Below are 18,851 nucleotides of genomic sequence, written 5' to 3' on the forward strand. Positions count from 1 at the left end.
TTCTTAATTGCCCAGCGACTTCAGCAAATTGTCGACCGAGAACGGATTTGTCCTGGGCTTCGGCGGCGCCGGGGCCGAACCGTCACTGACGCCGGGAAGTGAGCGGTCGACCTTCGGCGCCTGCTCCTGAGCCTTGCGCTCGGCCTCCAGCCTGGCTTTTTCCTGCGAAGCGATCCGAGCCTGTTCGGCCTTCTTCCGTTCGTCCTCGGCCTTGGCGGCGTCTTCGGCAGCCTGCTCTTCGGCCTGCGCTTTCGCGTCCGCATCCGCCTTGGCCTTGGCGTCAGCCTCTGCCTGCGCTTTCGCATCGGCATCGGCCTTTGCTTTGGCATCCGCCTTGGCCTTGGCATCCGCTTCGGCCTGTGCCTTCGCATCTGCCTGCACTTTCGCCTTGGCGTCGGCCTCGGCTTTGAGCCGTGCCGCTTCCTCCTGCTTGCGCAATTCCTCGGCGGCGTTGTCGCGCTCGGTCTGCAAGGCGGCGTAATAGCGCACCTCGCGCCGCAGCCGCTGCTTCTCGAGCAGTGCGGCCTGCATCGCCTCGACCCGCTGCTGCTCCTTTTCCAGCGCGCGCTGGGTCAAAAATTGCGCCAGCGGCTCGCTGTCGAACTGCTTTTTCAGCGCCCCGAACGGCCCATCGACGCTGAAATTGACCGTCGGATCGGAGCCGACCAGCGCCTCGTCGCCAGGCTTGTAGGTGACCGCGCCCTTGGTGGCGACGGTGCCGGTGTTGAGGTCGGCCGTGATGTCGGCAGACAGCGTCGCCGCCTGGTTTTCGAATTTGATCGGTGGTGCCCGCAACGTGCCGCCGGCGACCGTGAAGGCGATGTCGGCATCGCCGGCAGCAAAGCTGCCGTCGCCAGCGATCTCAGGTGCAAAGCCCGCAGTCTTGGCCACGTCGATGTCGCGCCCGATCGCATCGGCCTTGGCAATCAACGCGCCGAAGGCATCGGGATTGACGCCGGCAATGGTGAGGCCTTTCAGCGCCGCCGTGCCCGAGCCGGAGAGTGCGGCAATCATCGCGTCGACCGATTTGCCGCTGGTCGACAGCCCTGTCGAGAAGTCGCCGCTGCCACTCAAGCCGGCAGCCGGCAGCACAGTCGCCAGGTCGGCGCCGGCAAGCCTCATCTGGCCGGAGAACAGCCCCGTGCCGTCCGTGTTCTTCAACTCGAACAATCCGGTGAGCGCGCCGCCGAGCAGTTTTGCCTTCAGGTCCGAAACGCGGATGCCTTCCTGGTCCAGTTTCAACGACAGCGACGCGTCATAGGCTGTCGCCAGCGGTCCGGCGGCAAGCGTCGCCGTCGCCAGGTCGAGATCGGCGCTGAACGGCAGGCTGGATTTCTGGCTGAATGGCGCCGTCGGCCAGTTCGCGTTGCTGCTGAGGAACGACTGGTCACCGAACAGCGCAACCGCAATCGGGTCGAGGTCCAGTTCGTCGAGCGCCAGCGCACCGGCAAAATGCGGCAGCCCCTGCTTCGCATCGATGTTGACGTCGCCCGAAATCTCCGACTCGTTGATGGATCCGCTGAGGCCGCTCAACACCAGCAGGCCGTTGCCGAAATCGGCATCCGCGCTGAGCGAGGTCGAGGTGCCCGTTCCCATACCCGGCAGGCCGGCGCCGGTCGTCATCAGCCAGGGCTCGATGTCGGAAGCGTCGAGGCCGATCTTGCCCTTGGCGGTGGCGCCTTGCGGCGTCTGAGCGACGGTGCCGTCGAACGTCGCCTTGAAGTCATCGGCGGCGAAATTGAAGCTCGTCGCCAGGCCGCCGCCGAGCGTGCCTTTGGCCGAAATATCGGTGCTTGCCTGGCCGAGCATGCCGAGCGGCAGCGCCGGCAGGCCGTAGAGCGCCAGCAGCACGGTGGCGTCGGGATTTTTGGCGTTGAAGGTCAGCGTCACCGGCGCGTCGAGCAACTGGCCGACGGCACCCTTGCCCGACAGCGACGCCGAAAAGGCCGAACCGCCGGCCTTGCCTTGTCCGCTCACCGCCAGCCCGGTCGTGCCGTCGCCATTGTCGGCGGCGCTCGCCACCAGATCGACGCGCGCGTCCTGGAACAGTTCAGGATAGGCGGCCGTGCGGCCAGCCAGTCCCTTCAGCATCAGATTGTCGGGATAGTGTTGCGCGGCAATGTCGATCAGCGGCTTCAGATCGACGGCGACCACCGAGGCATCGAGCTTGCCGGTCGGGCTTGCCGGAAAATCCTTGATCCGGCCGGTGGCGCTGATCGAGGCGCCGGCAAGGCCGCCAATCGACAGCCGGTCGATTTCGAGCAGCCCGTCGCGGAGCCGGAGCGCGGTATCGACCGTGTCGGCGGTGAGCCCGCCGGCATTGACCGGCCCTGCCTTGATCTGAAAATCGAGGTCACGGTCGGAAAAGCGGTTGGCGCCCTTGTCGCTGACGAAGATCGAGGCGAAGGCCGTCAGCCCGTCGACATCGAGTTCGCCGCCCTCGAGCCGCATCAGCACCGAGGACTTGGCGTCGTCGGGCTGGTTGGAATCGATGCGGCCGGTGAACTTCGACTTGCCGAGGATCAGTTCGAGATCGCTGAACGCCTGGCGCTTCTCCGACAGGTCCACCTTGGCCTTGAAGCCGGCGGCCGGCAGCCGGCGGATCGCCTCGTCGACATCTTTCGACAACCAGGCAGCAAAGCCGGAAGGCTGCGCCACCGCCAGCAGCATGGAGCCGCTGAAACGGAAATGATCTTCGACGCTGAGCATGCCGCTGGCTTCCAGCGTCGTGCGCCCGGGCAAGGTCGCGGCCAGCGATTTCACCGACCAGCCGCCCTCGACCGGCTCGGCCGAGAGATGCACGTCGCGCACCGTGGTGTCGCCAGCCACCACCGCCGGCAGCTTGACCTCGACAGTGCCGGGGATGCTCGGCTTCGGCAGGACGAGCAGCGCCTGCTCGATTCCGGCAATGCGCTGGTCCAGCGTCAGGCCGGCGCCCTTCTCAGCGCCCACCGCCTCGTCCAGTTGCACCTGCGCGCCATTGGCCTCGATGGCGAAGTTCGGCCTAAGGCCGAGATCGACCGAAGCCTTGCCGTCGGCTGTGTAGGGATTGTCGAGCGGCCCGGTCTCGAAGCGGAATTCGTCGACGCCAAGCTTCTGGTGGTCGAGCGAGAACTTGCCGTTCAGCCTGAACCCCGGATCGGGTTTGCCGGCTCTGATTTTGACGCTCTCGCCATCGCCGCCGCGCAGTTCGGCGCTGTTTTTGTCGTTGCCGGAAATCTTGAACTGGCCGGAATAGACGGCAGCCCCATTGACGATGCCGGCATTGCCGTCGGTTTCGATGACCAGTGGATAGGCATCGGGATCGACCTTGAGCCTCAGCCGCATCTGGCCGCTGCCTTCGGCCTTGCCGGTCGAAGCCGCAACCGTCGAACGCAGTCCGTCGAGCAGCAACGTTCCGTCCATGCGCCACGGCCCGGCCAGCGACTTGGCAGAGATGGTCGAATTGATCTCGGAAATCAGATGGCTGCGCCCGCCTGCGGCATGGCGGAGCGCAATTTCTCCCTCCGTCACCGTGAGCTTCTCGATCGAGATCTGGTTGAGATCGAAGGGCGAGGACGGCCGTATCGCCCAGTCGACCGTGCCGTTATCGGCGATGTCGATCGTCGCCTTCGGATGCACCAGCCGCATGTCGAAAATCAGCACTTCGCCGCGCAGGAACGGCGCCAGTTCCGCGTCCATCGAAAAGGTCTCGACGGTCATTGCCGGCTGGCCGCCGGGGCCGCCGGCGACCGTGACGTTTGAGAAGGTCACCGAGGGGAACGGCAACAGGCGCGCCGTGGCGTCGCCTTGCACCGTCACCTTGCGGCCGAGAATGGCGCTCGCCTCGCGCTCGAATTGGGCGCGGTACCCGGTCCAGTCGACAAAATACGGCACCACCAGCGCCGCAACCAGCACCAGCACAAACAAGCCACCGAAGATCACGAACAGGCGTGCGAGCATCAGCTCCGAACGGGTTGATTGAAAGTCAGCCGCACTCTACCCGCATCAGCGTGTCGATAAAGAGGCAATTCATCCAGAGTTGCTTGATCTCTGATGTATCTGGAAGAGCAGAGATTTTTGGACGCCTTTGACCGCGGTCCGGCCTGTGCGCAAGAGACTATCCTGCCATGGCCCGTCGGCGATATTCGTTCAGCAGCACCACCATCTCCTCGGGCGACAATGTCCAGCCCTGCGGTAATGCGGCTTCGGCGCCGAGGCTTTTGGTCACGCTGCCCATGACGGAGCTTTTCTTGACCCCCGGTGCGAAATTGTACCCGATCATATCGCCTATCCTGCGCCGGCGATGGACGACGAAGAAGCTTTCGATATTCTTCCAGGGGACCAGGTTGGGCGATCGAACAAGGCCTCCGCCGAGACTGAAACCTTGTCCGTTCAGCACCAGAATCTGCGGCCGCACAAGCTGCCAGGCAAACACCAACGCGACCAGCCCGAAAAAGGCCACGCACCACCAAAGGCCGGCGGTGTCGCCGTCCTCGGAGACATAAATCAGGAAAGCGCAGGCCAGGACAAAGAAGAGGCTGGCCGACAGCAGTAACAGTGTCTTGCCAAGCGATGCCCTTATAATCAGGGTATCCATTGCCGCTCCTCACATTTCGGCTATGCAGGTAATATCTTGCCCGGGTTCATGATGTCTTGCGGGTCGAGCGCTTTTTTTATGGAGCGCATGATGTCGACACCATGGCCGAGCTCATGGCGCAGGAAGCCGATCTTGCCCTGGCCGATGCCGTGTTCGCCGGTGCAGGTGCCGTCCATGGCGATCGCCCGCATGTTCAGCCGCGAGACGAATTTCTCCGCCAGCGCGATCTCTTTGGGGTCGTTGACGTCCATCAGCACCAGCACATGGAAATTGCCGTCGCCGGCATGGCCGACGATCGGCGCAACCAGGCCCATCTCGGCAATGTCGGCCTCGGTTTCGGCAACGCATTCGGCCAGCCGCGAGATCGGCACGCAGACATCGGTCGAAAGGCCCTTGGCGCCCGGCCGTAGCGTCAGCGACGCCCAATAAGCATCGTGCCTGGCTTTCCAGAGTTTCGTGCGCTCCTCGGCGACGCTGGTCCAAAGGAATGGCCCGCCGCCATTGTCTTCAGCAATGGCACCGAAGGTCTCGGCCTGTTCGGCGACGCCGGCATCGCTGCCGTGGAACTCGACGAACAGGCACGGGCTCTCGGGATAATCGAGCTTCGAGTAATTCTTCATCGCCCGCATCTGCAGTCCATTGACCAGTTCGATCCGCGCCACCGGAATGCCCATCTGGATGGTCGCGATGACCGCGTTGCAGGCCGCCTCGAGGTTTGGAAACGGGCAGACGCCGCCGGAGATCGCCTGCGGAATGCCTTGCAGCTTCAAGGTCAGCGAGGTGATGATGCCGAGCGTGCCTTCCGAGCCGACCAGAAGCCGCGTCAGATCGTAGCCGGCCGAACTCTTTTTCGCCCGCTTGCCGGTCGTCACCGTCTCGCCATCGGCCATGACGGCCGTCAGCGACAGCACGTTTTCACGCATCGTGCCGTAGCGCACCGCATTGGTGCCGGAGGCCCGCGTTGCCGCCATGCCGCCGAGCGAAGCATTGGCGCCGGGATCGATGGGGAAGAACAGGCCGGTATCGCGCAGGTGCCGATTCAAATCCTCGCGCGTTACGCCAGGCTCGACCGTGCAGTCGAGATCCTCGGGGTTGACCGACAGGATGCGGTTCATGCGCGAGGTGTCGACCGAGATGCCGCCACCCGGCGCGTTGGTGTGGCCCTCCAGCGAGGAACCGACGCCGAAGGCGATGACCGGCACGCGGTGCGCGGCGCAGGCACGTACGATCTCCTGCACCTCTTCTGTCGTCTCCGAGAACGCGACACCGTCAGGCGCCTGCGTCGGAATATAGGTGGTGGTATGCGCATGCTGCGAGCGGATCGCCGCGCCTGTCTGGAAGCGTTCGCCGAGCTGCTGCTTGAGAATGCCGAGCACGGCGGCGATGCCTTCCTCGTTGCGTTCGACCGGATTGAGGTCGCTCAGAGCCATGAATTCCTCCGCGAATGGACCAGCGTCCACGCTTGTTATGCGATTATGGATGCGTAGTCTCGACTGCCGCGCTCTGTCCAGCACCAGAACAAGGAACTTTCCATGCCTGTTCCCGCCCCCTTAGTTTCCAAACCGATGGACATCGAGAAGGACTGGATCGACTACAACGGCCATCTCAACATGGCCTATTACAACGTGTTGTTCGACCGCTGCTCGGATGAGGCGTTCGAGGCGATGGGCATGGGGCTGGACTATGTCGAAGAGCGGCGCCTGACCATCTACACGGCCGAAGTCCATGTTTGCTATGTCCAGGAACTGCACCTCGAACACAAGGTCGTCGTATCCTTCCAGCTGATCGATCACGACGACAAGCGGCTGAGGGCCTACCAGGAAATCCGCCATGTCGATGGCTGGCTTGCCGCCACCTCCGAAACCCTGTCGCTGCATGTCGACATGTCCGGGCCGAAAGTCGCGCCCTTCCCCGCCGATGTGCAGGCCAAGGTGGAAGCCATGCGCGCCGCCCATTCTGCACTGCCGATGCCCGAGCGCGCCGGCCGTTCGATCGGTATTCGCCGCAGGACCGCTTGAAGCGCTGCCGCGCCCGCGTTAACCTTACCAAGGTTTTAACGTGAACAAGCCATTTGGGCCATTGAACGACTCAGCTGACCGTTTGAGAACGGTGCCATGCGAGTTGTGACGCGGGCGGCGGGCAACAGGCGGTTCGAGGAACGTGCATGAAAACCGACATCAAGGTCGAGGTGGACAGGCTGGCTGCCGATCCGCGCATCACCGACTATGATTTCTGGCGCTCGTTGAAGAACGTCAACAACGAGATCTTCCACATCGCCAACAACAACGAGCCTATCCCCTTCGACATGATCCGCTGGCGCGCCATCCTGAAGCAGGCGCGCATGAAGCGTGGCCACGCCTGATGTTTCCGCTGTTCTGAGAAAGCCGCCACCGGCGAGCGCCGCCACGGACCATTGCGACCTGATCATTTCCAAAGGTCTGCGCCAGCCCCGCTTTCAGCGAATCGGCTGCATCCGACAACCTTCAAAAACCGTTCATTTCGACAGTTTGCGCAACCGGCGATTCGGTTTCGCAAACGGCTGCCTGCGACAAGAAGATCAAGATTGAACCAATTCCACGTCTAAGCCGTTGTGACCCCTGAAAAACGGCTTGGAGTGAAAGCATGGACTGGAAAAGGACCAGGGAACCGGCCGACGCATGGCACATGACGGACAATCTGCATGCCGAGCACGGCAAGGGCGATCCGTTCGCGGCCGCCATCCGCGCCACCCGCATGTCGATGGTCATCACCGATCCCCGTCAGGCGGACAATCCGATCGTCTTTGCCAATGACGCGTTCCTGCGCCTGACCGGCTACGAGCGCGACGAGGTCATGGGCAAGAACTGCCGCTTCCTGCAGGGGCCAGAGACAGACAAGGCAGCTGTGGCTAGCGTGCGCGACGCGATAGCAGCGGGAACCGATATCGCCATCGATCTGTTGAACTACCGCAAGGACGGCTCGACATTCTGGAATGCGCTCTACATCAGCCCGGTTTCCAACGACAAAGGCGAACTCCTGTTCTTCTTTGCCTCACAGCTCGATGTCTCCGATCGCAAGCGCTCGGAGGATCGCATCACCGCCGACAAGAACCGCTTTGAAAAGGCTGTCAAGGAACGCACGCGCGAGCTTGAGGCCGCCCTTGAGGCGCAGACCACGCTGCTGCACGAGGTCGACCATCGGGTGAAAAACAACCTGCAGATGATCTCCTCGCTGATCATCATGCAAAGCCGGGCAATCAAGGATGAAGCGACAAAGCGATCGCTGGCCACCATGCTGGAGCGCATCGAGGCGCTGAGCACGGTGCATCGCCGTCTCTACCAGTCAAAGGATGTCAGCCGCTTCGATGTCTCGGATTTCGCCAGGGATCTGGTCACCGACCTGCTGACCGCATCCGGACGCGCCGAGATCAAGCCGACGCTGGACCTCGAACCCATCGTCATTCCGGCCGAAAAAGCCACGCCTGTTGCCTTGATGGTCAATGAGCTTGTCACCAACGCGCTGAAGCACGCCTTCAAGGCAAAGCCGGACGGCACCACCGCGGGGCGCATCGGCATCAAGATGAGCCAGCCCGACGGCCACTTCAACATCGAGGTTTCCGATGACGGCGTCGGCATGGCCGAGGCCAGTGGCGATGCTTCCTTCGGCATGCGGCTGATCAAGTCGCTTGCCCGGCAGTTGCATGCCGACATCGAATGGCGCGACGCCGGCCCGGGCACAAAGGTCGTCATCTCGATGCCGAACGAACCGCAGCAGAAAGGGAAGCTGTCATGAACGAACCGCTCAAGGTCCTGATCGTCGAGGACGAGGCGTTGCTGGCGATGGAACTGGAAAGCCTCGTCGAGGAAGCCGGCCACAGCGTTGTGGGTTGGGCGACATCCTTGGCCGAAGCAAGAGGTATGATTGATACCGCCGATGCCGATATTGCCTTTGTCGATATCCACCTCGCCGACGGACCAACCGGGGTCGAGGTTGCCGAGCATATCCGCGAGGGTAACCGTTCCATGGTGGTGTTCATGACCGCCAATCCAAAACGCATCCCCGACCATTTCGCCGGCGCGATCGGCGTCATCGCCAAGCCCTACACGATGAACGGACTGGTGTCGGCGTTGCGCTATCTGCAGGAGGGCGTGCGGCGCCCGCCCCCGGTCTCGGTGCTGCCGGCCGGTTTTACGCTGTCGCCGGCCTATGAAAGCGTATGGGCGTCGTCGGCGGCCTGAAGCCTACGCCAGCTTCTCCTTGAGGAAAGCGATCGTCCGTCCCCAGGCGAGATCGGCTGCCTTCTTGTCGTAGCGCGCGGCCGAGGTGTCGTTGTTGAAGGCATGGTTGACGCCGTCATAGACATAGAGCGTGTATTCGACATGGGCGGCGTCGAGCGCTTTCTTGTAGGCATCGATGCCGGCGTCGATGCGCTCGTCGAGCCCGGCATAGTGCAGCAACAGCGCCGCCTTGATCTTCGCCACATCCTCGGCCTTCGGCTGCATGCCGTAATAGGCGACGCCGACGGCGAGATCGGGCGCGTTGACCGCCAGATTGTTGACCGTGCCGCCGCCCCAGCAGAAGCCGACAGCACCGACCTTGCCGTTGCCGTCCTTCTCGCCCTTGAGATAGGCGATGGTCGCCAGGCCATCGGCGGTGACCTGGCTGGCGTCGAGCTTGGTGAACATGTCGCGCGCCTTGTCTTCGTCAGCGGGCGTGCCGCCGAGCGGCGACAGGAAATCCGGCGCCAGCGCCACGAACCCTTCCAGCGCAACGCGCCGCGCAACATCCTTGATATGCGGGTTGAGCCCCCTGTTCTCATGCACCACGATGACGGTGCCGAGCTTGCCGGACTGGTCCGCCGGCCTGACCAGATAGCCCTTCATCTCACCGCTGCTGCCGGAATAGGTGATATCTTCAGCCTTCACGCGCGGATCGTTGTCGGCGACGATTGCCGCCTGCGCCGAATTCGCCGCAAGCAGCGGCGCGATCGCGGCCGCCGCCGCGCCCGATCCGGCAAGCCTGGTCAGCTGTTCCATGAAGCGGCGGCGGTCGAGCGTCAGATGCGTGTATTCGTCATAGGCATCGATCATCGCCTGGGTGATGGCAGGTTTGGCAGGTTTGACGGCTTCGGCGGTGGGTTTCGTCATGGCGTGCTCCTCGTTAGGAGATGATCTCACGGTCACTCCGGGATGACCTCATGGTCACTCCGGGATGACCTCGCGGTCACTCCGGGATGACTCGCGGATCAAGATAGGGTGCAAGCTCGCACGGTCCAGTCTCGGATGGGTGACGCTTGCGCCATCGAACGATGCGGCCGCCCCGCCGAACGCGCCCATCACATTTTGGTCATTTCAGAGAATGTCGATGGTGCCGCCACAATATGGAAGGAAGCTGATGATGGTCTCGCTCGTAGCGGCGAGCCCGACGAGAAGGAACAACGCCATGACCTTGTCCACTCCGATCCTTGCAAGCGCGCTCGTGCTTGCTGTTGCTGCCTTGCTGGCAATGCGCTCCGCTGCTGCCGCAGCCGCCGCTCGGATGGTGAAGGTCCGCGTCGACCGGCGTCGGCCGGCACCACGCTGATCCAGCAGGCCGAAACAGGGCCGCAGCTAACCAATGAAGTACTGGGCTCCGTGCAGGGCCGCAGCTAACCAATGAAGTACTGGGCTCCGTGCCCAGCCTCAAAGGCCATCTCTTACGCAAGCTGACCAAGGCTGCTGCTGCCCTCATCGCCCTGCCGGGCACTTCTCCCCGTATAGATGCCGGCAGGCAGATGAGGGGCGGCGCGACATTGCCAGAATTGCATATCTGCCGGGCCGATCACCTACCTAAGTCACATCGCTGCTACTTCGGCAGCTTATAGGCCATCACATAGTCGCCGGGCTTGGTGCCGACCGAGCCATGGCCGCCGGCGACGATGACCACGAACTGGCGGCCGTCGGCGACGGTGTAGGTCATCGGCGTCGACTGCCCACCGGCCGGCAGCCTGGCCTGCCAAAGCTGCTTGCCCGATGTCAGGTCATAGGCGCGCAGATAGTCGTCGACCGCCGCGCCCAGGAAGACGACGCCGCCGGCGGTGATCATCGGCCCGCCAATGCCGGGAACACCGACCTTCAGCGGCAAGGGCAACGGCGTCATGTCGTAGACGGTGCCGTTGCGGTGCTTGTAGGCGATCTTACCGGTTCTGAGGTCCGCTCCCGCCACATAGCCCCATGGCGGCGCCTGGCAGGGCACGCCGAGCGGCGACAGGAACGGCCCCATCACCACCGCATAGGGTGCGCCCTCATTGCGGTTCAGCCCCTGCTCGCTGCCGCGCCCCTCATCCGGCGGCGGCACCTGGTCGCGCGGAATGAGCTGCGATTTGAACGCCAGATAGGTCGGCATGCCGAACATCACCTGCCGCACCGGATCGACGGCGACACCGCCCCAGTTGAAGGTGCCGAAATTACCGGGATAGACCAGCGAGCCCTGCACCGATGGCGGGGTATAGCGGCCCTCGTAGCGCAGACCCTGGAATTCGATCCGGCAGGCCAGCTGGTCGAACATGGTGATGCCCCACATGTCGGCGCCGGTCAGCGGCCTCGGATTGAAGGAGAGATCCGAGACCGGCTGCGTCGGCGACGTGTGATCGCCCTCGACAGCGCCGCCCGGCGCCGGCACTTCCTTGATCGGGATGATCGGCTCGCCGCTGCGCCGGTCGAGCACGTAGAGGTCGCCCTGCTTGGTCGGTCCAACCAGGCCCGGAACGACGCCGGCAGCGGTGGTGATGTCGACCAGGGTCGGCTGTGCCGGCACATCCATGTCCCAGAGGTCGTGATGCACGGTCTGCCGCACCCAGCGCACTTGTCCGGTGGCCAGATCGAGCGCGGTGATCGAGGAGGAAAACTTCTCGACATTGGCGCTGCGGCCCATCCCGAGCTGGTCCGGCGTCTGGTTGCCGAGCGGCACATAGAGCAGGCCGAGCTTCTCGTCGGCGCTTGCCGTCGACCACATGTTGGGCGAGTTGTGGGTGTAGGTCTGGCCTGCCGCCAGCGGCGTTGTCTGGTCCGGATTGCCGGAATCCCAGTTCCACACCAGGGCGCCGGTGTCGACGTCGAAGGCCCGGATGACGCCGGACGGCTCTTGCGTCGAATAATTGTCGTTGACCGCGCCGCCGATGATGATCTTGCCGCCGGCAATCAGCGGCGCCGAGGTCGAGTAATAATAGCCCGACTTCGGATACGGCATGTTGGTCAACAGATTGAGCGTGCCGGCCTCTGCGAAGGACGGGCAGACCTGGCCGTTGGCGGCGTCGAGCGCGATCAGCCGCGCATCCGAGGTCGGCAGATAGACGCGCGTCGCGCAAGGCTGGCCGGCGGCGATCTTGGCATCGGCATAATAGGACACGCCGCGGCAGGTCTGGTGCTGGCGGTCCTTGTCGAGCTTGATCTTGGGATCGAAACGCCATTTCTCCTTGCCGGTGGCGGCATCGATGGCGATGGCGAAATTGTGCGGCGTGCAGATATAGAGCGAGTCGCCCACCTTCAGCGGCGTCACCTGGTAGGTGGTTTCGCCGACATCGTCCGGCCCTTTCACGTCGCCGGTCTGGTAGGTCCAGGCCGGCTGCAATTTGGCGACATTGTCGGGCGTGATCTGGTCGAGCGGCGAATAGCGCTGGCCAAATTGCGTACGGCCGTAGAAATGCCATTCGCCCGGAGGCACATTGCCGCCGAGATCGGCAGTCGGCGTCACCTTGTCGGCGCTGAGGTCGCCGGCGATGTCCTTGGGATCGGCCGTCATCGAATAACCGGCGACGGCGAGCGAAGCCAGCACGGCCAGAATGAGCGGCGCGCGCGCGTCGGGGCCGGTCAGGCCCCGTCTTGCCCATGGCGTCAGCAGCCACAGCGCCAGAAGCACGATGATGCCGCCGCGCGGTCCGAGTTCCCACCAGTCGAAGCCGATTTCCCACACCGCCCAGGCCAGCGTGCCGAGCACGATCGCCGCGTAGAGCCAGAGCGCCGTCGATTTGCGCCGGAAGAGCAGCCATGCGGCGATCAGGAAGGCGAGACCGGTGATGACATAGTACCAGCTGCCGCCCAGCATCGCGAGCCAGACGCCGCCGCCGCCAAGTGCGAGGCCGATGAGGAACAGGATGAGGGAGGTGATGACGACAGCCAAGACGATACTCCTTCGACTGATGCGCATTCCGCGACGCGGCCATGGGCAAAGGTATGCCAATCCTGCCCCCGGCGGTACAACCTTCTCCCGGCCGCCGTGCCTGTCAAGCCGCCGGGGAGCGATCCATGGCGAAACCAAAAGGCCATGCCGCAGGCTCTCTTGCGTAACAGGGCGTTTTTCGAGGCCACACGCCAAGGTGGCAATCCCCGCCTTGCCGGCATCCGGGTTTTCCAGCAGTCTGCTTTGGACCAACCATCAGGAGCAACCAGAGTGACGTCATTCGCCTCGCCTCTGACGCGCGTAGTCCTTGTCCTCTGTAGCTTCGTCGCGCTCACGGCCGGCACGGTGGCCGCGCCGGCACAGACGCTTAGCGAGATCAACAAGGCAAACGGCTTTCACGAGATGCTGATGGGCATCGGTCCCGGCATCGCCGCAGCCACGAAATCCATACCCGAACCGTTACCGGCAAATTTCCAGGACGCCTTGTCGGTCGCGCTGGAAGGCGCCTTCGACGCAGTCAAAATGGAGACTGCCATCGAATCGCGGATGGCGGACAGGCTGTCGGCCACCGATCTGTCCGACCTCGCAGCGTTTTACGCTTCCCCGTTGGGCAAGCACGTCACCGCTTTGGAAATTCAGTCGTCTGGCCCGGAAGGCAGGCAAAGCAAGAAGACAGAGGGCAAGCAAATCCTCGCCGAGCTTCCGACCAAGGATCCTGCCCGGCTCGAATTGTACCGCAAGATCATCGACGATATCAGCGCTGTCGACACCGGCGAGGCGATAGCGCTGAACATGAGCTACGCGATGGTTACGGGGATGCTGGGCGCAGCCGGAAAGCCTCTGTCGGACGAACAGATCATGGCGCTGGTGCGTCAGCAATCCGTGAAAATTCGCCAGAACATCGAACAGAATGCCATGCAGGGTAGCGCTTATACGTACCGGGATCTCCCGCTCGGCGATCTCAGACTGTACCCGACATTCCTGGAGTCACCCGCGGGCAGCCGCTATTACGACCAGATGCTGACGGCCTTTGGCATGGTGATGACAGAGGAAGCGCGCTCGTTCGGACATCGATTGTTCGTCGCGCTCGGTTACCGAAAGGCCTGAGCCGCAGTATCAGGCACTTTAGCAGAACAAAACGTAGACACTTCTGGTCTTTCGCTCCCGAATCACTACATTCGGGGGAGATGTCCGGCTTTGCGGAAGACATGCCCTTTTTTGACGAACCCAATGCGCGGCCCGCGGCCCCGTCGGGCATAGCCGCGCGCGCCATGGCGGCCCGCAGCGGCCCCAACAGCGGGCCCGATTATCTCAACGGCCTCAACCCCGAGCAGCGGCTGGCGGTGGAAACCACCGAAGGCCCGGTCCTGGTGCTGGCCGGCGCCGGCACCGGCAAGACCCGCGTGCTGACCACCCGCATCGCCCATATCCTGGCCACCGGCAGGGCTTTCCCCTCGCAGATCCTGGCGGTGACCTTCACCAACAAGGCCGCGCGCGAGATGAAGCAGCGCATCGGCCATCTCGTCGGCGAAGCCGTCGAGGGCATGCCGTGGCTCGGCACCTTCCACTCCATCGGCGTCAAGCTCTTGCGCCGCCACGCCGAGCTGGCCGGGCTCAAATCCGATTTCACCATCCTCGACACCGACGACGTCGTACGGCTGATCAAGCAGCTGATCCAGGCCGAAGGCCTCGACGACAAGCGCTGGCCGGCCAAGCAGTTCGCGCAGATGATCGACGGCTGGAAGAACAAGGGCCAAGGCCCCGCCGACATTGCCGAGGGCGACGCGCGCAGCTTCGCCAACGGCAAGGGCCGGGAACTCTACAAGGCCTATCAGGAGCGGCTGAAGACGCTGAACGCCTGCGACTTCGGCGATCTGCTCTGCCACCCGATCCGCATCTTCCGCGCCAATCCGGACGTGCTGAAGGACTACCACAAGCGCTTCAAATACATCCTCGTCGACGAGTACCAGGACACCAACACCGCGCAATACATGTGGCTGCGGCTGCTGGCGCAAAGACCTACCTCCCCCTCGATGGGGGAGGTCGCGCCNCCCCTCCCCGCCGCTTCGCGGCGACCCTCCCCATCCAGGGGAGGGTAAAGCGCGATCGGCCGAAGGCCGCAAGCCCGACCGGGCGTCCGAGCCGTTGCGAGGCGACTCCCGCGACGCCGAAGGCGCGCAGAAAAGAGGGGGCGGAGGGCCTGCGCCGGCAGGCGCGGAACGGCCCGTGAGCGAAAACAAAGTCAACATCTGCTGCGTCGGCGACGACGACCAATCGATCTATGGCTGGCGTGGCGCCGAGGTCGACAACATCCTGCGCTTCGACAAGGATTTCCCGGGCGCCACCATCATCCGGCTGGAGCGCAACTATCGCTCGACCGCGCACATCCTCGGGACCGCCTCGCACCTCATCGCCCACAATGAGGGCCGCTTCGGCAAGACGCTGTTCACCGAAAAAGTGGCCGAGGACGACGAGAAGGTGCATGTCCACGCCGCCTGGGATTCCGAGGAGGAGGCGCGCGCCGTCGGCGAAACCATCGAGACCTACCAGCGTGCCAAGCACAAGCTGAACGACATGGCCATCCTGGTCCGCGCCTCCTTCCAGATGCGCGAATTCGAAGACCGCTTCGTCACGCTCGGCCTCAATTACCGCGTCATCGGCGGCCCGCGTTTTTATGAGCGCATGGAAATCCGCGATGCGCTGGCCTTCTTCCGCGTCGTCGCGCAGGGCGCCGACGACCTCGCCTTCGAGCGCATCGTCAATGTCCCCAAGCGCGGCCTGGGTGAAGCCACCATCCGCCAGATCCACGACACGGCGCGGAGCTTGCGCATCCCGATGCTGGAGGCAGCCGCCAAGCTTGCGGAAAGCGACGAGCTGAAGCCGAAACCGCGCGCGGCCTTGCGCGAAGTGGCGGCCAATTTCGAGCGCTGGCAGAAGGCGCTTGAAACCACGCCGCACACCGAACTCGCCGAGACCATTCTGGAGGAGAGCGGCTACACCGACATGTGGAAGAACGACCGTTCGGTCGAGGCGCCGGGCCGGCTGGAAAACCTGAAAGAGCTGATCCGCTCGATGGAGGAGTACGAATCGCTGCGCTCCTTCCTCGAGCATGTCGCGCTGGTCATGGACGCCGAGCAGAATGCCGAGTTAGATGCCGTCAACATCATGACCCTGCATTCGGCCAAGGGCCTCGAATTCGAGACGGTTTTTCTCCCCGGCTGGGAGGAAGGCCTGTTCCCGCATCAGCGCGCGCTGGACGAAGGCGGCCGCTCCGGCCTGGAGGAAGAGCGCCGTCTCGCCTATGTCGGCCTGACCCGGGCCAAGAAGAACCTGCATCTGTGGTTCGTCTCCAACCGCCGCATCCACGGCCTGTGGCAGTCGACCATTCCGTCGCGCTTCCTGGACGAACTGCCGGAAGCCCATGTCGAGGTTGCCGAAAGCGGCAACTCCTATGGCGGCTACGGCAATTCCTATGGCGGCGGTTCGTTCGCGTCGGGCCGTGGCGGCCAGGGCGCAGGACGGCAGAACCCCTACGGCGCCTCGCGCTTCGACAATGTCGGCGCGGAAAAATCCGGCGCCTTCTCCAACACCTATGCGACGCCCGGCTGGCAGCGCGCGCAGGCCAACCGCACCGAGGCCACCGACCGCAACTGGGGTTCGCGCTCCGGCCACCAGGTCGAGCGCATCGGCTATGGCGAGACCGACTCCGGCTACGGCGCCGGCCGAACCAGCGTCAAAGGCCGCACCATTGACGGCGAACTGGTCGCCAAATCCGTCGCCGACACGCCGTCGCCCTTCAGCGTCGGCGACCGCGTCTTCCACCAGAAATTCGGCAACGGCAACATCTCCAACATCGAAGGCAACAAGCTGACCATCGACTTCGACAAGGCCGGCCAGAAACGCGTGCTGGACGGGTTTGTGGCGGCGGTGTGAGCGCCGCTTGTGCTGTTGTCCTACAAGCGACCACATTGTTGTAGTCTGGCGGAGCCCTCCCCGCCTCGTCATCCACGGGCGGAGCAAGGAGCGTGGCGACGCAGCGTAGACTCGAGGATCCATCCCGCGTCTTCAACGCGTTGCCACGGTGCGGAATCCTGCGCAGCTGCACTCCAAGGTCACGGAATGGATTCCAGGGTCTACGCGACGGAGCTTCGCTCCTGCTCCGCCCTAGAATGACGAAGCGACGGGCGTCTGCCCAATCGTCGGGGCATGCGGTCCGCAACATGAGCGTCCCCGTCAATTAGCCTCTCACCTATACCTTGCCTGGTTCCACTTATGCCCCAGCAGCGACAGGATGATGATCAGCCCGTTGAAGAACTGCACGTAGAAGCCGCTCAAGCCCGCCGCCACGACGCCGGTCTGGATGAAGGATACGGTGACCGCGCCGATCGCGCCGCCGGCGACCGTGCCGATGCCGCCCCAGGTCGGCGTGCCGCCGACGAACACTGACGCCAGCACCGGCAGGAGATAGCCGTCGCCCGCGGTCGGCCACCAGGTGAAGTTGATCATCACCGAAAACGTGCCGGCGATCGCCGCGCCGATGCCGGTGAAGATGAACACTTTCACCCGCACGCGCTTGACGTCTATGCCCATCTGCTGGGCGCTGTCGGGGTTGTCGCCGACTACCCGCACCTGCGCGCCGAAGCGGTGGCGATTGTAGAGCATTGCCGACAAAATGACGAAGGCGAGTGCCCAGAAGACCTGTACCGGAAAGCCCCACACCTGACTGGAGAAGATGGTGTACGCCCAGCTGTCGCTGAGACCGGTCAGTGCCGTCGATCTGCCCTCGTTGATGATCTGGATCAGTCCCCGCAGCAGGAAATTCATGCCGAGCGTGGCAATCAGCGACGACAGCCCGCCATAAACGACCAGCGATCCGACGAGAAAGCCAAGCAGCGTGCCGGTGATGAGTGCGGCAGCAATGCCGAGGAACGGATCATAGCCGGCCTGCACCACCAGCGCGAACACCCAGGAGGCAAAGCCCATGGTTGCGGGAAACGACAGGTCGATCTCGCCGCAGGTGACGACGAAGACCAGCGGCACCACCACGAACAGGGCAACCGGCAGCGTGGTCAGCACGGATCTGTAGAGATACCAGGTGGTGAACACGGTCGGGTTGGCGATCAGGAACGCCGCCATCATGATGATGAACACGGCGAGCGTGCCGAGCGCTGCGCGGTTGTCGATGACGAAACCGCGCAGCCAATGGTCGGACGGGTGCTTCCATTCAGGCCGGGCCGCCTTGCCGCCGAGCGGGCTCTGCAGATCGGGTTCCATGGTCTTGCTCATCGTGCTGCCCTCTCCGCGTCGCCGGCCTCGTGCAGCCCCGGCAATCCTCCGGGATGCGCAACGTCTTCCATGAAATTGATCAGCTCTTCGGCCGACTTGACCTCAGTGCGATCGGCGGTCAGCGCCACCTTGCCGCGGTCAATCACCACGAAGCGGTCGGCGATGTCGAAGACGTGGTGGATGTTGTGGCCGATGAACAGGATCGAACGGCCGCTCGCCCGCACCTGGCGCACGAAATGGAAGACCTTGGCGGTCTCGGTCAGCGACAGCGCCGTCGTCGGCTCGTCGAGGATGATCAGCTCGGCCTGCTTGTAGATGGCGCGCGCGATCGCCACGCCCTGGCGCTCGCCGCCCGAGAGCTGGCCGACGATCGAGTGCGGCGTGAACACCTTCGAGGTGAAGCCGATCTCGCGCATCAGCCGGCTCGCCTCCTCTATCTCTTTATTGACCTTCAGAAAGCCCATGAAGCCGGTGAGTTCGCGGCCCATGAAGATGTTGCGCACAATGGTCTGCTGCACGGCCAGCGCCCGATCCTGGAAGACCGTCTCGATGCCGGCGTCGCGCGAGCGTGCCGCACTCCAGCCGGTCACCGGCTTGCCGCGCACCAGGATCTCGCCGCTGGTCGGCTTGACGACGCCGGACAGGATCTTGATCAGCGTCGATTTGCCGGCGCCATTGTCGCCGATCAGGCCAACCACCTCGCCGCGGTCGACCGAGAGATTGACCCCGCCCAGCGCATAGACCTGGCCATAGGATTTGCTGATGTCGCGCAGTTCGATGATGCGTTCGGCCATGGCGATCCTCGCTCCTGTGGTATCATCCCGGCCTGGTGCCGGCGGTCCTGCCGGCC

14 protein-coding genes and 1 pseudogene are annotated in these 18,851 nt (G+C 63.8%); 8 read left to right on the forward strand and 7 right to left on the reverse strand.

Features of this window, described 5'->3' with window-relative positions:
* Positions 1 to 3 precede the first annotated feature (3 nt).
* The 3 genes from X757_RS159925 to X757_RS159920 all read right to left on the reverse strand — a co-directional run bounded on the left by X757_RS159925 (position 4) and on the right by X757_RS159920 (position 6,009).
* On the reverse strand, positions 4 to 3,942 hold the full coding sequence (locus X757_RS159925) for an AsmA-like C-terminal region-containing protein (RefSeq protein ID WP_023712462.1): 3,939 nt from the start codon (positions 3,940 to 3,942) through the stop codon (positions 4 to 6).
* 157 nt (positions 3,943 to 4,099) lie between these two features.
* Positions 4,100 to 4,579, reverse strand: a complete 480-nt coding sequence (locus X757_RS24585; protein WP_023667425.1) for a hypothetical protein — start codon at positions 4,577 to 4,579, stop codon at positions 4,100 to 4,102.
* A 20-nt stretch (positions 4,580 to 4,599) separates the two neighbouring features.
* Positions 4,600 to 6,009: an FAD-binding oxidoreductase gene (locus tag X757_RS159920; protein ID WP_023725338.1), complete on the reverse strand. Its 1,410-nt coding sequence runs from the start codon at positions 6,007 to 6,009 to the stop codon at positions 4,600 to 4,602.
* A 102-nt stretch (positions 6,010 to 6,111) separates the two neighbouring features.
* Here X757_RS159920 and X757_RS159915 point away from each other — a divergent pair, with 102 nt between their 5' ends.
* The 5 genes from X757_RS159915 to X757_RS159900 all read left to right on the forward strand — a co-directional run bounded on the left by X757_RS159915 (position 6,112) and on the right by X757_RS159900 (position 8,796).
* The gene (locus tag X757_RS159915; protein ID WP_023699589.1) at positions 6,112 to 6,597 is read left to right on the forward strand and encodes a thioesterase family protein; all 486 of its coding nucleotides are present in this window, start codon (positions 6,112 to 6,114) and stop codon (positions 6,595 to 6,597) included.
* 146 nt (positions 6,598 to 6,743) lie between these two features.
* On the forward strand, positions 6,744 to 6,941 hold the full coding sequence (locus tag X757_RS159910) for a hypothetical protein (RefSeq protein WP_013531006.1): 198 nt from the start codon (positions 6,744 to 6,746) through the stop codon (positions 6,939 to 6,941).
* Positions 6,928 to 7,146, forward strand: a complete 219-nt coding sequence (locus tag X757_RS1000000167775) for a hypothetical protein (RefSeq protein ID WP_155929625.1) — start codon at positions 6,928 to 6,930, stop codon at positions 7,144 to 7,146. Before X757_RS159910 ends, X757_RS1000000167775 begins: the two co-directional genes overlap by 14 nt.
* A 55-nt stretch (positions 7,147 to 7,201) precedes the next feature.
* A complete protein-coding gene (locus tag X757_RS159905; RefSeq protein WP_023682107.1) occupies positions 7,202 to 8,350 on the forward strand; it encodes a histidine kinase dimerization/phosphoacceptor domain -containing protein in 1,149 nt (382 codons plus the stop codon).
* Entirely contained in the window at positions 8,347 to 8,796 is a 450-nt protein-coding gene (locus X757_RS159900; protein WP_023668313.1) for a response regulator, read from the forward strand. The genes X757_RS159905 and X757_RS159900 overlap by 4 nt, the downstream gene beginning before the upstream one ends.
* A 3-nt stretch (positions 8,797 to 8,799) precedes the next feature.
* Here the strand turns inward: X757_RS159900 and X757_RS159895 are convergent, their stop codons facing one another.
* The gene (locus X757_RS159895) at positions 8,800 to 9,705 is read right to left on the reverse strand and encodes a dienelactone hydrolase family protein (protein ID WP_023682108.1); all 906 of its coding nucleotides are present in this window, start codon (positions 9,703 to 9,705) and stop codon (positions 8,800 to 8,802) included.
* 295 nt (positions 9,706 to 10,000) lie between these two features.
* Between X757_RS159895 and X757_RS1000000168450 the strand changes: the two genes are divergently transcribed.
* On the forward strand, positions 10,001 to 10,141 hold the full coding sequence (locus tag X757_RS1000000168450; RefSeq protein WP_023713551.1) for a hypothetical protein: 141 nt from the start codon (positions 10,001 to 10,003) through the stop codon (positions 10,139 to 10,141).
* Between the two features lie 261 nt (positions 10,142 to 10,402).
* On the opposite strand, the gene X757_RS159890 is transcribed toward X757_RS1000000168450, so the two are convergent.
* Positions 10,403 to 12,742, reverse strand: a complete 2,340-nt coding sequence (locus X757_RS159890) for a glucose/quinate/shikimate family membrane-bound PQQ-dependent dehydrogenase (protein WP_198024387.1) — start codon at positions 12,740 to 12,742, stop codon at positions 10,403 to 10,405.
* Between the two features lie 243 nt (positions 12,743 to 12,985).
* Here X757_RS159890 and X757_RS159885 point away from each other — a divergent pair, with 243 nt between their 5' ends.
* Together X757_RS159885 and X757_RS1000000165680 are read left to right on the forward strand one after the other, a co-directional pair.
* Positions 12,986 to 13,822, forward strand: coding sequence for a DUF2059 domain-containing protein (locus X757_RS159885; RefSeq protein ID WP_023725341.1), 837 nt, complete (start codon positions 12,986 to 12,988; stop codon positions 13,820 to 13,822).
* A gap of 80 nt (positions 13,823 to 13,902) precedes the next feature.
* Positions 13,903 to 16,648: pseudogene (locus tag X757_RS1000000165680) on the forward strand (ATP-dependent helicase).
* Between the two features lie 312 nt (positions 16,649 to 16,960).
* Here X757_RS1000000165680 and X757_RS159880 read toward each other — a convergent pair.
* The gene (locus tag X757_RS159880; protein ID WP_023725342.1) at positions 16,961 to 18,001 is read right to left on the reverse strand and encodes an ABC transporter permease; all 1,041 of its coding nucleotides are present in this window, start codon (positions 17,999 to 18,001) and stop codon (positions 16,961 to 16,963) included.
* Complete coding sequence (locus X757_RS159875; protein ID WP_023668308.1) at positions 17,998 to 18,795, reverse strand: ATP-binding cassette domain-containing protein; 798 nt, start codon at positions 18,793 to 18,795, stop codon at positions 17,998 to 18,000. The genes X757_RS159880 and X757_RS159875 overlap by 4 nt, the downstream gene beginning before the upstream one ends.
* Between the last annotated feature and the right edge of the window lie 56 nt (positions 18,796 to 18,851).

The organism is Mesorhizobium sp. LSHC412B00, assembly GCF_000503035.1.
Classification (GTDB): Bacteria; Pseudomonadota; Alphaproteobacteria; order Rhizobiales; family Rhizobiaceae; genus Mesorhizobium.

Excerpts from the sequence above, each read along its gene's own strand:
- X757_RS159875 (WP_023668308.1), bottom strand. The coding sequence starts at position 18,795 with ATGGCCGAACGCATCATCGAACTGCGCGACATCAGCAAATCCTATGGC.
- X757_RS24585 (WP_023667425.1), bottom strand. The coding sequence starts at position 4,579 with ATGGATACCCTGATTATAAGGGCATCGCTTGGCAAGACACTGTTACTG.
- X757_RS159895 (WP_023682108.1), bottom strand. The coding sequence starts at position 9,705 with ATGACGAAACCCACCGCCGAAGCCGTCAAACCTGCCAAACCTGCCATC.
- X757_RS159925 (WP_023712462.1), bottom strand. The coding sequence starts at position 3,942 with ATGCTCGCACGCCTGTTCGTGATCTTCGGTGGCTTGTTTGTGCTGGTG.
- X757_RS159890 (WP_198024387.1), bottom strand. The coding sequence starts at position 12,742 with ATGCGCATCAGTCGAAGGAGTATCGTCTTGGCTGTCGTCATCACCTCC.
- X757_RS159900 (WP_023668313.1), top strand. The coding sequence starts at position 8,347 with ATGAACGAACCGCTCAAGGTCCTGATCGTCGAGGACGAGGCGTTGCTG.
- X757_RS1000000168450 (WP_023713551.1), top strand. The coding sequence starts at position 10,001 with ATGACCTTGTCCACTCCGATCCTTGCAAGCGCGCTCGTGCTTGCTGTT.
- X757_RS159905 (WP_023682107.1), top strand. The coding sequence starts at position 7,202 with ATGGACTGGAAAAGGACCAGGGAACCGGCCGACGCATGGCACATGACG.
- X757_RS159920 (WP_023725338.1), bottom strand. The coding sequence starts at position 6,009 with ATGGCTCTGAGCGACCTCAATCCGGTCGAACGCAACGAGGAAGGCATC.
- X757_RS159880 (WP_023725342.1), bottom strand. The coding sequence starts at position 18,001 with ATGAGCAAGACCATGGAACCCGATCTGCAGAGCCCGCTCGGCGGCAAG.
- X757_RS159915 (WP_023699589.1), top strand. The coding sequence starts at position 6,112 with ATGCCTGTTCCCGCCCCCTTAGTTTCCAAACCGATGGACATCGAGAAG.
- X757_RS159910 (WP_013531006.1), top strand. The coding sequence starts at position 6,744 with ATGAAAACCGACATCAAGGTCGAGGTGGACAGGCTGGCTGCCGATCCG.